The 14,524-nt window shown below is 33.4% G+C and carries 12 protein-coding genes; 7 read left to right on the forward strand and 5 right to left on the reverse strand.

Features of this window, described 5'->3' with window-relative positions:
* Nucleotides 1–142 precede the first annotated feature (142 nt).
* From pepT to gdpS, 4 genes are all read right to left on the reverse strand, one after another.
* Nucleotides 143–1,381 carry a peptidase T gene (gene pepT / locus KA830_RS05340; protein WP_107525902.1) on the reverse strand — a complete coding sequence of 413 codons (1,239 nt, stop codon included), beginning with the start codon at nucleotides 1,379–1,381 and terminating at the stop codon, nucleotides 143–145.
* An 11-nt stretch (nucleotides 1,382–1,392) separates the two neighbouring features.
* Complete coding sequence (locus KA830_RS05345) at nucleotides 1,393–1,893, reverse strand: threonine/serine exporter family protein (protein WP_046207420.1); 501 nt, start codon at nucleotides 1,891–1,893, stop codon at nucleotides 1,393–1,395.
* Nucleotides 1,894–1,907: 14 nt separating this feature from the next.
* Nucleotides 1,908–2,669, reverse strand: coding sequence for a threonine/serine exporter family protein (locus KA830_RS05350; protein WP_046207421.1), 762 nt, complete (start codon nucleotides 2,667–2,669; stop codon nucleotides 1,908–1,910).
* Between the two features lie 366 nt (nucleotides 2,670–3,035).
* Nucleotides 3,036–4,106 carry a GGDEF domain-containing protein GdpS gene (gene gdpS / locus KA830_RS05355; RefSeq protein WP_046207422.1) on the reverse strand — a complete coding sequence of 357 codons (1,071 nt, stop codon included), beginning with the start codon at nucleotides 4,104–4,106 and terminating at the stop codon, nucleotides 3,036–3,038.
* Between the two features lie 408 nt (nucleotides 4,107–4,514).
* On the opposite strand from gdpS, the gene KA830_RS05360 reads away from it, so the two are divergent.
* Nucleotides 4,515–5,573: a glycosyltransferase family 4 protein gene (locus KA830_RS05360; protein ID WP_070039105.1), complete on the forward strand. Its 1,059-nt coding sequence runs from the start codon at nucleotides 4,515–4,517 to the stop codon at nucleotides 5,571–5,573.
* A gap of 213 nt (nucleotides 5,574–5,786) precedes the next feature.
* Here KA830_RS05360 and KA830_RS05365 read toward each other — a convergent pair whose 3' ends face one another.
* On the reverse strand, nucleotides 5,787–6,428 hold the full coding sequence (locus tag KA830_RS05365) for a YigZ family protein (RefSeq protein ID WP_046207424.1): 642 nt from the start codon (nucleotides 6,426–6,428) through the stop codon (nucleotides 5,787–5,789).
* 138 nt (nucleotides 6,429–6,566) lie between these two features.
* Here KA830_RS05365 and fakB1 point away from each other — a divergent pair, with 138 nt between their 5' ends.
* The 6 genes from fakB1 to prfB all read left to right on the forward strand — a co-directional run bounded on the left by fakB1 (nucleotide 6,567) and on the right by prfB (nucleotide 14,425).
* Nucleotides 6,567–7,430 (forward strand): fatty acid kinase binding subunit FakB1, encoded by an 864-nt coding sequence (gene fakB1, locus KA830_RS05370; protein ID WP_046207425.1) that lies wholly within the window; start codon nucleotides 6,567–6,569, stop codon nucleotides 7,428–7,430.
* A gap of 255 nt (nucleotides 7,431–7,685) precedes the next feature.
* Nucleotides 7,686–8,954, forward strand: a complete 1,269-nt coding sequence (locus KA830_RS05375; protein ID WP_210122954.1) for a DEAD/DEAH box helicase family protein — start codon at nucleotides 7,686–7,688, stop codon at nucleotides 8,952–8,954.
* A 110-nt stretch (nucleotides 8,955–9,064) separates the two neighbouring features.
* Nucleotides 9,065–9,613 (forward strand): ComF family protein, encoded by a 549-nt coding sequence (locus tag KA830_RS05380; RefSeq protein WP_245335753.1) that lies wholly within the window; start codon nucleotides 9,065–9,067, stop codon nucleotides 9,611–9,613.
* Nucleotides 9,614–9,679: 66 nt separating this feature from the next.
* Nucleotides 9,680–10,246, forward strand: a complete 567-nt coding sequence (gene hpf / locus KA830_RS05385; protein WP_046207428.1) for a ribosome hibernation-promoting factor, HPF/YfiA family — start codon at nucleotides 9,680–9,682, stop codon at nucleotides 10,244–10,246.
* A 279-nt stretch (nucleotides 10,247–10,525) separates the two neighbouring features.
* The gene (gene secA, locus KA830_RS05390; protein WP_046207429.1) at nucleotides 10,526–13,057 is read left to right on the forward strand and encodes a preprotein translocase subunit SecA; all 2,532 of its coding nucleotides are present in this window, start codon (nucleotides 10,526–10,528) and stop codon (nucleotides 13,055–13,057) included.
* Nucleotides 13,058–13,299: 242 nt separating this feature from the next.
* A protein-coding gene (prfB, locus tag KA830_RS05395) for a peptide chain release factor 2 (RefSeq protein WP_107360125.1) occupies nucleotides 13,300–14,425 on the forward strand; the annotation gives its coding sequence in 2 pieces (ribosomal slippage) (nucleotides 13,300–13,371 and nucleotides 13,373–14,425; 1,125 coding nt in all).
* The last annotated feature ends 99 nt before the right edge of the window (nucleotides 14,426–14,524 follow it).

Raw genomic sequence — 14,524 nt, forward strand, 5'->3', positions numbered from 1 at the left:
TATATTAAAAAGATTTCGTCGTTCCACCCTGGCAAGTAAAAAGTGATTACATAAGCTAGCTCAAGCATAAGCCTTAATAACGCAATAAATTGAGCGGCAATATTAAGGATTACCTGAGCTAGCGCTTTATATGGTACCGATATTACTTATTATTTTGATAAGTTACTACTACTTCTTGGGCGATACCAACTATAACCTCAACCGCTTTTTCCATGACATCAATAGATGCATATTCGAAAGGACCATGGAAATTATCACAGCCAGTAAAAATGTTAGGGGTTGGCATTCCCATAAATGAAAGTTGTGAACCATCTGTACCACCACGGATTGGTTCAGTATTAGCTGGGATATCTAATTTGTCAAAGACACGTTTAGGAATATCTATAACATGTGGCATAGGCTTGATTTTTTCTCCCATATTGTAATACTGATCGTTTATTTCAACTTCAATGGGTTCATCTTCAAAATGACTATTGATATCATTTTTAATTTCTACTAAACGTTTTTTACGTAAATCAAACTCATGTTTATCATGATCACGAATAATATAGTAAAGCTTTGCTTTCTCAACATCACCATCAAATTTCATTAAATGATAAAAACCTTCATAACCTTCTGTACGTTCAGGCACCTCATTTTGTGGTAAAAGTGCATTGAATTGCTGGCCTAAAAGTACAGCGTTGACCATCGCATCTTTTGCGGAACCTGGATGAACATTCACACCATGACAAGTTACAGTCGCTTCGGCAGCGTTAAAACTTTCGTATTGTAACTCACCAAATTGACTACCATCCATTGTATATGCAAAGTCAGCATTAAAACGTTCGACATCAAATGCATGTGGCCCTTTACCGATTTCTTCATCCGGTGTAAAAGCTACTCTGATACGACCATGTTTGATTTCTGGATGCGACGTCAAATGTTTTAAAGCTTCCATAATTTCAACGACGCCAGCTTTGTCATCTGCTCCTAATAGCGAAGTACCATCTGTGATCATTAAAGTATGTCCTTCTACTTGTTTCATTGCAGGAAAGACATCTTGGCTTAAAACTCGATTTGTATCACCAAGCTGAATTGGTTTCCCATCATAACGCTCAATGATTTGTGGATTGACATTTGTGGCATTGAAATCAGGTGAAGTATCAACATGTGCTAAAAAACCGACAGTCGGGATAACTTCGTCTACATTACTTTCTAATGTTGCAAATAAATAGCCATTTTCATCAACATCAGTTTCTAAACCCAAATCAGTTAATTCATCGTTCAATAAATCCAATAAATCCCACTGCTTTTTAGTGGAAGGTGTTGAATTTGAAAGTGGATCAGATTGTGTATCAATTTTGACATATCGCGTAAGTCGTTCAATAATATCATTTTTCATAAAAACACCCCTTATGCTCTGTTATTCATATTATATGATTTCTTATATATTTTACCATTCATTTTACCAATATGTTGTTTTATGCGTGTATAAATATAATAAATAATCTCTGCACACAGAATACCAAAAGCAATTGCACCCGAAATAAGTGTTACTTCGAGAAATGTATTGACGGCATGTGTATATTGGTTACTCACTAAGTAACGTGTTGCTTCATACGCAAGTCCTCCAGGGACAAGCGGAATAATGCCAGGCACAATAAAGATGATGACTGGTCTTTTATAACGTCTACTCATGGTATGACTCATAATTGCTAATATAAAACTCCCTAGAAATGAAGCCATAACTTTGCCTAATTCTAAATCAAGGGTTACTTTATAAATAATCCATCCCATAGCACCAACGAAACCACAAGCTAAAAGGAGACGTCGAGGTGCATTAAAAATAACAGAAAATAGCATCGTTGCTAAATAACTAATAATAAACTGTAAGACATAGTAGCCAATGACCATTTGAGCACTCCTTTTTAAAATATTAATAATACGATTGCAACACCAGCGCCTATAGCAAATGATGTTAGTGCCGCTTCGACACCGCGAGACATACCAGCGATGAGTTCTCCTGCCATAAGGTCACGAATAGCATTTGTAATTAAAATACCAGGAACTAATGGCATGACACCTGCAATGGTAATAATATCTTGGTTTGCTGCCATACCTAATTTTGAAAATGAAGCTGCTATCGTAATCACAACTGCAGCACTAATAAATTCTGAAAAGAACTTTATTTGTATATAACGTTGAACAAAGTCAAAAGTTAAAAATGCACCAGCTCCTGCAAGAATTGCAAAAAAGAAGTCATTCATAACTCCACCAAACATAAATAAGAAGAAGCCACAAGCTATGGCGGCAGCAAAAAATTTAGTGATAGATGAAAACTGTAGTGATGCATGATGTAAATGTATGAGTTCAGATTTTGCTTCATCTATACTTAATTGATTACTAGAAATCTTTCTAGATAAACTATTTGTTAATGCAATTTTTTCTAGATCAGTCGTACGCTCACGTATACGGATAAGTCTTGTATTTGTACGGTTATTGAGTGAAAATATAATCGCTGTAGATGTTACAAAACTATATGTATCATCTAAGCCAAAACTTGCTGAAATTCTATTCATCGTATCTTCAACGCGATAAGTTTCAGCGCCACTTTCAAGCAATATTCTGCCTGCGATGAGCACAACGTCAATCACTTTATCTTCATCAATGATAGTGATCGAATCAGACATAGCTGGGCACCTCCTAAATTTTTCGTAAATCAATCAATAGAAAGTTTACCGTGTACGAAGGTAACTTTCAATAGTATTTATTTCAGTACAGATTGTTATTATCATTAACCACCTATATTGTAACAAACTTAAATTTATAAATGATATGTTTAATTATAAAAAATATTGAAGTCATGCATATGAGTTGTTATAGCTTAAGCATATTTGCATGTGTACACTAACGATTTAAGCACGTTACTTTCAAAAGTGATTTGTTATGGATTATGTTGAATCCCCATGTTTGAATAGACCGTTCCATGATATAAATTAAAAAGCTTGAGATATATAATTTAAATTATCCCAAGCTTTGAAAATACATTTATTTAGTTATAATTTAACTATAGGGTTAAACATCACTTGATTACGACCTTCATTTTTAGCCATATGCAACATATCATCTGCAACTTTAAAGACGGTACGTTGAGATTTATAGTCATCTTTAGTTAGGTATCCGACACCAATAGAGACTGATAATTTAATCATTTCTTTGTTTGGTAAATGGAAAGTAGATTGTTCAACGCCTTTACGGATACTTTCACTTAACTTAACACATTGGTCTAGTGTGTAGTCATATAACACTACAGAAAACTCTTCACCACCATTACGGTAAATGCTAAATTGTTCAGGCACATAGTTTTTTAATAATTGTGCGATTTGTCGTAATACAGCATCACCTGAATCATGTGAATACATGTCGTTAACATCTTTAAAACCATCAATATCAATGAGTAGTAAACCTAAGCTTTCATCATTTTCTTCTGCAATGCGTGTAGTTTCATTCAAATGTCTATCGAATTCTTTAACATTGCCTAAACCAGTCAAATAATCAAATCTATCTTCATTTTCATAGCGATTTACTAATGAGAAGAAATGCCAAATATCTACGAATGTAATCGAAGAAGTGATGGTTAAAACGAACGATAACGGTATCATATATAGTACTTCTTTAAATTCATAATACGGACTAATCAATGATAAGATGACAAATATGACTAGCGTAATTAAGTTGAGTATTTGTAATGAGATAATATCATTTTGTTTTAAAAATGGACCTATTGCTCCAACAATGATGGCTATTACAATTAAAATCATTGCAGTTATAATCGTATAATCACCAATTAATACATTAACTAAAGATACGATAAACGCTGCTAAAACTGTATAAACCATATTTGTATATCTACCTAAAAATAAAATCGGCACAAAAGATAAATAGAGGACATACTCATTAAAGATAGGGACAGGTTTAACAGATAATAATAATGCTACAATGGTCATTAAAATCGTGACGTATTCTTTTGAAAACACCATATTCTTATTTTCAGAGTACTGTAATCGGTGGAATAAATAAATTCCTGCGACAGTGACCGCAATATTATAAATAATAGCTTCAAACATTTTTCTTACGCTCCTTTAAATAAACACTTAGTCATTGTAAGTGAAAAGTTACATTTTGTCATCATTGATATTTAGAAATTAATAACATTCGTTTAAAATTCATGTTAAAATACTTATTTGAGTGATTGTAAAATATATAAATTGATTATTCTATAAAAAAGAAAGTGAATTTCAGCGTTGAACTCTGCTAATGATTACATTACTATTTGTATTACTAAAAGTACATCGTGTATTATAGACTTAATTGAATCGTTTATAGAATTTTCGATACATATATCAAGTAAACTATGTTTTGAAAATATACAAGTGTATATCCATAACCAAATATGATTTCATATTTAGAATATTTATAGAGACTTTAAACTCAAATTCAAAATTATAAAGACTTAAATTAATGAAGGTGAACTGATGTATACGTTATTATTAATCATTTTTTCAATGATTGTCAGTTTAATACTTACTCCCATTGTCATAAAGGTTTCCCATAAATTGGGCGTCGTTGACCAACCTAATTTTAGGAAAGTACATAAAAAACCAACTTCTGTCTTAGGAGGTACTGTGATACTACTTTCCTTTTTATTGGGGATTTGGTTAGGGCATCCAATTGAAACAGAGGTGAAGCCACTTGTCATTGGAGCAGTATTAATCTACTTAGTAGGGTTAATAGATGATATCTATGATTTAACGCCAATCTTAAAATTATTAGGACAAGTGATTGCAGCTCTGGTTGTCGTTTACTACGGCGTAACCATAGATTTCATCTCATTACCGATTGGACCGACAATACATTTTGGTATTTTAGGTGTTCCGATTACTGTGATATGGATTGTAGCGATTACCAATGCGATTAACTTAATTGATGGATTGGATGGTTTGGCATCTGGTGTAGCAACAATCGCTCTGATGACTATTGGTTTCATCGCAATATTACAGGCAAATATATTTATCATTATGATCTGTAGTGTGCTTATCGGTGCGCTATTAGGTTTCTTATGTTTTAATTTTCATCCGGCTAAAATATTTTTAGGTGATAGCGGCGCATTGCTTGTTGGTTTTATTGTTGGTTTTCTTTCGCTTTTAGGTTTCAAAAATATTACGTTTGTGTCTTTATTCTTCCCGATTGTTATTTTAGCAGTACCGTTCATAGATACTTTATTTGCTATGATACGACGTGTGAAAAAAGGGCAACGTATTATGCAAGCGGATAAATCGCATTTACACCATAAATTACTAGAATTAGGTTATTCACATCGCCAAACAGTAATACTGATATATTCAATCGCGTTGTTATTTAGTCTTTCAAGTATTATTTTGTATTTATCACAACCATGGGGTGTACTCATGATGCTTGTGCTCATACTCATTACGATTGAACTCATTGTTGAATTTACAGGATTAATCGATGATGATTATAGACCGCTCTTAAAATTAATTGAAAATAAAGAGCGACATAAAGAAGATGAATAGATAAACTACCTAATTAGAACCTGAGATATGAATATCTCAGGTTCTAATTTTATATGATTAACAATGATTTACAAAGTCACGACTGATAATACTTAATTTTTCAAATTATACATTCATCACATGCATCAATGTATAGCGGTAAGTTTATGTTTAGCTGATAATTGTATGACAGTTATGCATTTTTGAAAGGTCATAAACTGAAATGGAAATGGTTTAGTTTGTTGGTATGTCAAATGGTAGCTTAATGATAGCTTGCTCATCTAAATCATAGTTACCAGAAGTGATTTTATTTAGAAAAGCAATAAAATCGTCATACTCCGCTTCTACCACGTCTATTTGATAACTCACTTTGTCTGTGTAGGTTGTGTTTCGTAAGAAGAATGATGTTTGTGCTAATTCATATTCAAATTTACCTGTAAGATCATAATCGATAGTGATTGTAGTTGGTATTGCTGAACGCAAAGCAACACGTCCTACTTCATAAATAACATCTCTCACAGCACCACTATATGCTCTTATTAAACCACCGCCGCCCAATTTTATACCACCGAAATAACGCGTAACTACGACACAAACATTGTGAACTTCTAGTTTTTTTAATATTTCAAGCATTGGTACGCCTGCAGTTCCACTTGGCTCTCCGTCATCATTTGCTTTTTGAATATTCATCTGTGCTCCAACTGTATAGGCTGAACAATTATGTGTCGCTTCCCGATGTTCTGATTTTACCAAGTTGATAAAGTCTTTAGCGTCTGCTTCAGATTCAACAGGTTTGATATGGGCAATAAAGCGTGATTTGCTAATTACATTTTCTATCATATGTTCTTGCTTTATTGTTATGATTGATTCATCCATATTTAAACACTCCAGTCATAGTTTCGATCAATATCTATTATTATACATGGTTCTGAATTCAAGTTTAATGTAAAAATAAATTTTCTTTTAATATAAAATAATGTATCATAGTTGTGAGTATAATTGAGGAGGATTATGATGAAAATTGCTGTATTAACAGATTCAACGAGTTATCTATCTCAAACATTAATTGATAAATATAATATAAATATTGCCCCACTAAGTGTAACTTTTGATAACGGTGAAAATTTTGAAGAAAATGCATCTATTTCAGCAAATGAATTCTACGAAAGAATGAAAGCATCTAAAACAATTCCTACGACAAGTCAGCCGGCAATCGGTGAATTTGTAACTAAATACGAACAATTACGTGATGAAGGCTATACGGATGTCATAGGCGTTTTCCTTTCTTCAGGTATCAGTGGTACTTATCAAACAGCTACACAAGCGGGTGAAATGGTTGAAGGTATTAATGTTCATACGTTTGATTCGAAAATTTCAGCTATGGCAATGGGGAGTTTCGTATTACGAGCAATTGAATTAATTGAACAAAATGAAACACCCCACGCTATCATTAAAGAGCTTGAAGCAATGCGAGAAGTCACTGGTGCGAGATTGATGGTAGACGATTTAAAAAACTTGCAAAAAAGTGGTCGTATTACTGGAGCCCAAGCGTGGATTGGTACGATGTTAAAAATGAAACCAGTCTTAAGGTTTGAAGACGGTTTAATTTTGCCAGATGAAAAAATACGCACTAAAAAACGTGCGCTTAAAGAAATTATCAATAAAGTGATTGATATCGTTAAAGATTATGAAGAGGTTACGTTATTAGTTATAGGTGGAGATGTTCAAGAGGATACAGACTGGCTGTACAATGAATTACAAAAAAACTATCCACAATATAAAGTACACCGTTCAAATTTAGGCCCTGTGGTCGCAGCTCATTTAGGACCAGGCGGTATGGGCTTAGGTTTCACTGGTAGATCTATTCGTATAGACTAAATTATAGATTCAAAAGTCTTATTATCATTTTTAAGAAAAGTAGTATTTTTGCAAGAGATGTATAGTGAAACCAACACTTCGTTCAGTCATCGATGCCAACCATAATATGACAAATGAGTTGTTTAGCATTTAAATTACTGTACGAATAACAAATAAATCATTTATTTTATGGCGGGTCTTTGAAATTAAAGTGAAATTTAATTTTTGACTCGCTTTTTGGTTTGGAGGAAACATACAATTAAATATTATGGAAGAATGATTAATGATAAATCCTTATTAACAGATGAACGTATAAAGCAAACAACGAAAGGTGTGGTATTAGATAATGGCTATTGGACATGTGCTCAATGTCACTCACGCCGACAAACGCATTTTTACAAATATCTATCAACAGTGTTAGATAAGGAGATTGTCTACTGTAGAAATTGTATCAATATGGGTAGAATGGATAATATAACTGAAATCTATATCATAGAAAGTCAGCATGTAATGACACCTTGTCATTATCAATTACCATTCAAATTATCAGAACAACAACAATTTGCATCTGACAAAATTGTATCAGCGATTGCAGGCTTTCGTTCACTATTGCTCCATGCAGTCACAGGTGCAGGTAAAACTGAGATGATATTTGAAGGAATTAAATTTGCGCGGAACCACTGTTATAATGTCGCAATTGTATCTCCTCGAGTTGATGTTGTTTTAGAAGTCAGCATGAGGATTAAGGCAGCTTTTCACGAAGAAAAAATAGATGTATTGCATCAATCATCACAGCAACAATATAATGGCCATTTTGTTATCGCCACAATTCATCAACTCTATCGTTTCAAACAACATTTTGATGTGATAATTGTAGATGAAGTAGATGCCTTTCCTTTACCTACAGAACCAACGTTAATACAAGCATTGCAGCATGCCTCGAAGTTAAAACACTGTCATATATTAATGACTGCCACACCAACAAAAGCTTTAATGAAACAAATTAGCAATTTAGAAATTATTCAATTACCTGCGCGTTTTCATAGACATCCTTTACCCGTGCCTCAATTTAAATTCCTTAGAATCAATCCCAATAAAAAGCAATATAAATTATTACGATTTTTACAACATCAAGTCAATCAACGACGATATACGCTAGTCTTTTTTAACAATATTACTTTAATGAAACAACTGTATCAGTTATATAAAGCTGAAATTCCATCTTTAACATATGTCTACAGCAATGATGTATTTCGTTTTGATAAGGTGAAACGTTTGAGAAACGGGGAACATACCGTTGTTTTCACCATTACCATTTTAGAAAGAGGCTTTACTATGGCAAAACTCGATGTTGTAATCATAAACAGTCATCAGTTTGAAACGAGTGCCATCATTCAAATATCAGGAAGAGTTGGAAGAAAAGCAGAAGCACCTACAGGAAGTGTATTTTGTATGCATGAAGGGATCACACTATCTATGATTAAAGCTCAATATCAGATAAGGAAAATGAATCAACTTGCACAAAAAAGAGGGTGGATAGATTGACTGCGAAATGTTTATATTGTCACATCTATTATTCAGAACCTTTAAATGCATTTACGTTTTACAAAAAGGCTTCAAAATTGTGCGATGATTGCAATCATCTCTGGGAGGTAATGAAATTAAAGACGACGAATCGATGTGCAACATGTTTGAAGTTACGCAATGAAACTGAAATATTATGTTCGGATTGTGCCGAGTTAGCTTCGAAGTTTAAATTAATGAATAAATTGTATTGTTATTACCGATATGACGGTATTGTAAAAGAAATGATTCAACAATATAAATTTCAAAGAGATGTTGCAATCGCAGAAAAAGTTAAATTGCCTCATTACAAATATGATTACATTATCCCCATACCGTCTCCTTTATTTAGAGATAAAGAAAGAACATTTAACCCCGTACAACTAATATTAGACATACAAAAAGTTAAGTATCATTGTCTGCTTGCCACATACTCACATATTAAACAATCAGAATTAAGTAAACAAAAACGTATGCAACGACCCAATCCTTTTGTAATGGAACAAAGTGTGGATTTAAAAGGAAAATGTATTTTATTGATCGATGACATTTATACTACGGGCTTAACGGTTCATAATGCGGCACAGCTATTACTTGATAGAAAAATCAGAAAATTCGATGTGTTTACGTTTGCACGCTAGGTTATTCGTGGTATTATAGAAATAAGCACTATTACCAATATAGAGGTTTTAAAGGAGTCGATTACTATGATCAGATTTGAAATTCACGGAGAGAACCTCACTATTACTGATGCGATTCGCAACTATATTGAGGAGAAAATTGGTAAATTAGAACGTTACTTTAACAATGTGCCAAATGCAACTGCACACGTTAAAGTTAAAACGTACCAAAACTCAGCAACTAAAATAGAAGTAACTATTCCATTGAAAAATGTTACGCTAAGAGCGGAAGAACGTCATGATGATTTATACGCTGGTATTGATTTAATTAATAGCAAATTGGAAAGACAAGTTAGAAAATATAAAACGCGTGTAAATCGTAAAAATAGAAAAAATGACGAACAAGAAGCTTTTGCATCATTACCTGAAGAACAAGAAGCAGAAAATCTTCAAAATGATGACAATGATAGTGAAATTGAGATTATTCGTTCAAAAAATTTCAGTTTAAAACCTATGGATTCTGAAGAAGCAGTATTGCAAATGGATTTATTGGGCCATGATTTCTTCATTTTTACAGATCGTGAAACAGATGGTACGAGCATAGTTTATAAAAGAAAAGATGGCAAATATGGACTAATTGAAACAACTGAATAATTTAATTAAATTAGTATCATATTTATAAAAGTAGTAGCGTCCATGATTGAGTGAAATCATGGACGCTCATTTTTTGCTGTGTTATTATGTAATAATTTGAAAGTGAACATGTATGTTGTGTATATTTTAAATGAGTCAATATTATAATTTGTATTCAAAAGCATGTAAGTAAATATAGTATAGATGGCACGATAAACGTAATAAGTGTAAATTTAGGCTTATAAATGATATTATAAATTGTTGTAAACTAAGAGTTATATAGCTAAAGGAGCGAACAGAATGGGTTTTTTATCAAAAATTGCAGATGGCAATAAAAGAGAAATAAAACGCCTTGGTAAATTAGCCGACAAAGTCCTTGCACTAGAAGAGGATATGTCGATATTAACTGATGAAGAAATTAAAGAAAAGACAAAAAATTTTCAAGCGCAAGTTCAAGCAGAAGACGATATTAAAAAGCAAAATAAAATTTTAGATGATATTTTACCAGAAGCCTTTGCATTGGTAAGAGAAGGGTCAAAACGTGTGTTCAACATGATTCCTTATAAAGTGCAAGTTATGGGTGGTATAGCCATTCATGGTGGCGACATTTCTGAAATGAGAACTGGTGAAGGTAAAACGTTAACGGCGACAATGCCAGTTTATTTAAATGCGTTAACAGGACGCGGTGTACATGTTATTACAGTCAATGAATATTTATCTAGTGTACAGAGTGAAGAAATGGCAGAATTATATGAATTTCTTGGATTAAGTGTTGGTTTGAACTTAAATAGTAAAACTACTGCAGAGAAAAGAGAAGCTTACGCATGTGATATTACTTATAGTACCAACAATGAATTAGGATTTGACTACTTACGTGATAACATGGTGAATTATGCAGAAGAACGCGTGATGAGACCACTTAATTTTGCGATTATTGATGAAGTAGATTCAATCTTAATTGATGAAGCACGTACGCCGCTTATTATTTCAGGAGAGGCGGAGAAGTCAACGTCACTTTATACGCAAGCAAATGTTTTTGCTAAAATGCTTAAAAACGAAGATGATTATAATTATGATGAAAAGACAAAAGCTGTGCAATTAACAGAACAAGGTATTGATAAAGCAGAGCGTATGTTTAAAATTGATAACCTTTACGACGTGAAAAATGTTGATATCATCAGTCATATTAATACAGCGTTACGTGCGCATGTTACGTTACAAAGAGACGTAGATTATATGGTGAACAATGGCGAAGTATTGATTGTTGACCAATTTACAGGACGTACAATGCCTGGACGTCGTTTTTCAGAAGGATTGCACCAAGCGATTGAAGCTAAAGAAGGTGTGAAAATTCAAAACGAATCCAAAACAATGGCTTCAATTACATTCCAAAACTACTTCAGAATGTATAATAAATTATCTGGTATGACAGGTACTGCAAAAACAGAAGAAGAAGAATTTAGAAATATTTACAATATGACAGTTACACAAATTCCTACGAACAGACCAGTACAACGTATTGATAAGCCAGATTTAATTTATATCAGTCAAAAAGGTAAATTTGATGCAGTTGTAGAAGATGTCATTCAAAAGCACAAACAAGGTCAACCAGTCTTATTAGGGACTGTTGCCGTTGAAACAAGTGAATATATTTCTAACTTATTGAAAAAACATGGCGTACGTCATGATGTCTTAAATGCGAAAAATCACGAACGTGAAGCGGACATTATCGCAAGTGCTGGCCAACGCGGTGCAGTGACAATAGCTACCAACATGGCTGGCCGTGGTACGGATATCAAATTAGGTGATGGTGTTGAAGAAATTGGTGGTTTAGCAGTAATTGGTACGGAGCGCCATGAATCACGTCGTATAGATGACCAATTACGTGGTCGTTCAGGTCGTCAAGGTGACAAAGGTGATAGCCGTTTCTATCTATCGTTACAAGATGAGTTAATGGTGCGCTTTGGTTCGGAACGTTTACAAAATATGATGAATCGATTGGGTATGGATGATTCAACACCAATTGAATCTAAAATGGTTTCTCGTGCTGTTGAATCAGCTCAAAAACGTGTTGAAGGTAATAACTTTGACGCTCGTAAACGTGTCCTTGAGTATGATGATGTACTGCGTAAACAACGTGAAATTATCTATAGTGAACGTAATGATATTATTGACAGCGATGAAAGTAGCGAATTAATTAACGCAATGCTACGCTCTACATTAGAAAGAAGTATTCAATATTATGTAAATGAAGAAGATGACGATCCAGACTATGAACCATTCATCAACTATGTAGAAGACGTCTTCTTGAATGAAGGTGAATTAAAAGTTGAAGATATTAATGGAAAAGATAATGATGATATTTTTGAGGTTGTATGGTCAAAAATAGAAATAGCATTAAAAGAGCAAAAAGAAAAAATTGGTAGTCAGTTTGATGAATTTGAACGTATGATTTTACTTCGCTCTATTGACACACATTGGACAGACCATATCGATACAATGGATCAATTGCGTCAAGGTATTCACTTACGTTCGTATGGACAACAAAATCCACTACGTGACTATCAAAATGAAGGTCACCAATTATTTGATACTATGATGCAAAACATTGAAGAAGACGTAAGTAAATATATTCTAAAATCAGTGATTTCCGTTGAAGATGACGTAGAACGTGATAAGACAACTGATTTTGGTAAAGCTGAGCATGTATCAGCAGAAGATGGAAAAGAAAAAGCGAAAGCAGAGCCTTATGTTAAAGATGAACATATAGGTAGAAATGACCCATGTCCTTGCGGTAGTGGTAAAAAGTATAAAAACTGTCATGGCGCTTAAGTTTATCTAATATGATACACATGTGAGACAGGATTTCACTATTTGAATTATTTTTATATGTCAGGCATCTTTTACAGTTAAATTGTAGCGTTTAACTGTGAAAGATGTTTTTTTAACATAAGCTAGCAGCGATTTGGTGCTTAAGTTGAAATTAACAGTTTATATTTTGTATCATATGTATGATAGTCTAGTAATTAATTTAGTAATTATACTTCATTCGAAAAATTTAGGAGAGATGCATAATGGAATTATCTGAAATTAAGCGTAATTTAGATGCTTATAAAGAAAAGTTAGAACAACTTAGGGGGTCTCTTTGACTTAGAAGAAAAAGAGACAAACATACAAGAATACGAAGAAATGATGGCGGATCCTTCGTTTTGGGATAATCAAGATAAAGCGCAAGACGTAATAGATAAAAATAATGCTTTAAAATCTGTTGTCAATGCGTACAGAGATTTAGAAGCAAATATAGAAGATATGGAAACGACACGAGAATTATTGTTAGAAGAAGACGATACGTCGATGAAAGACGATTTAGAAGCGAGCGTCACTCATTTTCAAAACGAATTAAACCAATTTGAACTACAATTATTGTTAGATGGGCCTTATGACGCGAATGATGCAATTATTGAATTGCATCCTGGTGCAGGTGGTACTGAATCACAAGATTGGACAAATATGTTGTTGAGAATGTATCAACGCTACTGTGAGCAAAAAGGCTTTAAAGTTGAAATCGCAGACTATTTACCTGGAGATGAAGCGGGCGTAAAAAGTGTAACAATGATTGTGAAAGGTCATAATGCATATGGTTTTTTAAAAGCCGAGAAAGGTGTACATCGACTCGTACGCATATCACCGTTTGATTCATCTGGTCGTCGACATACATCTTTTGCTTCATGTGATGTCATACCACAATTTAATAACACTGAAATAGAAGTAGAAATCAATCCTGATGATATTACTGTTGATACATTTAGAGCTTCGGGCGCAGGTGGTCAACATATCAATAAAACCGAATCTGCTATTAGAATTACCCATCATCCAACAGGTATTGTGGTAAATAACCAGAATGAACGTTCACAGATCAAAAACAGAGAGGCTGCAATGAAAACATTGAAGTCTAAACTATATCAATTAAAAATTGAGGAACAAGAACAAGAAATGGCCGAAATCCGTGGAGAACAAAAAGAAATCGGTTGGGGAAGTCAAATTAGATCTTATGTATTCCATCCATATGCAATGGTTAAAGATCATAGAACAAACGAAGAAACCGGTAAAGTCGATGCAGTCATGGATGGTGATTTAGGACCGTTTATCGAAGCTTATCTACGCAAGCAAATGAATCTGAATCATTCAGAAAAAGATTAATACTTAAATAGAACAATTATTATTCATAACTTTATGAGTGAGCTAGAAACCAATGTATAACTTATTGTTTTCTAACTTACTCATATTTTTTATAGCAGT

It is taken from the genome of Staphylococcus sp. GDY8P119P, assembly GCF_017892075.1.
Lineage (GTDB): Bacteria > Bacillota > Bacilli > Staphylococcales > Staphylococcaceae > Staphylococcus > Staphylococcus ureilyticus.

Coding starts and splice junctions, on each gene's coding strand:
- gdpS (WP_046207422.1), bottom strand. CDS start 4,106: ATGTTTGAAGCTATTATTTATAATATTGCGGTCACTGTCGCAGGAATT.
- hpf (WP_046207428.1), top strand. CDS start 9,680: ATGATCAGATTTGAAATTCACGGAGAGAACCTCACTATTACTGATGCG.
- KA830_RS05380 (WP_245335753.1), top strand. CDS start 9,065: ATGAAATTAAAGACGACGAATCGATGTGCAACATGTTTGAAGTTACGC.
- KA830_RS05365 (WP_046207424.1), bottom strand. CDS start 6,428: ATGGATGAATCAATCATAACAATAAAGCAAGAACATATGATAGAAAAT.
- KA830_RS05360 (WP_070039105.1), top strand. CDS start 4,515: ATGTATACGTTATTATTAATCATTTTTTCAATGATTGTCAGTTTAATA.
- KA830_RS05350 (WP_046207421.1), bottom strand. CDS start 2,669: ATGTCTGATTCGATCACTATCATTGATGAAGATAAAGTGATTGACGTT.
- fakB1 (WP_046207425.1), top strand. CDS start 6,567: ATGAAAATTGCTGTATTAACAGATTCAACGAGTTATCTATCTCAAACA.
- secA (WP_046207429.1), top strand. CDS start 10,526: ATGGGTTTTTTATCAAAAATTGCAGATGGCAATAAAAGAGAAATAAAA.
- KA830_RS05345 (WP_046207420.1), bottom strand. CDS start 1,893: ATGGTCATTGGCTACTATGTCTTACAGTTTATTATTAGTTATTTAGCA.
- KA830_RS05375 (WP_210122954.1), top strand. CDS start 7,686: ATGATTAATGATAAATCCTTATTAACAGATGAACGTATAAAGCAAACA.
- pepT (WP_107525902.1), bottom strand. CDS start 1,381: ATGAAAAATGATATTATTGAACGACTTACGCGATATGTCAAAATTGAT.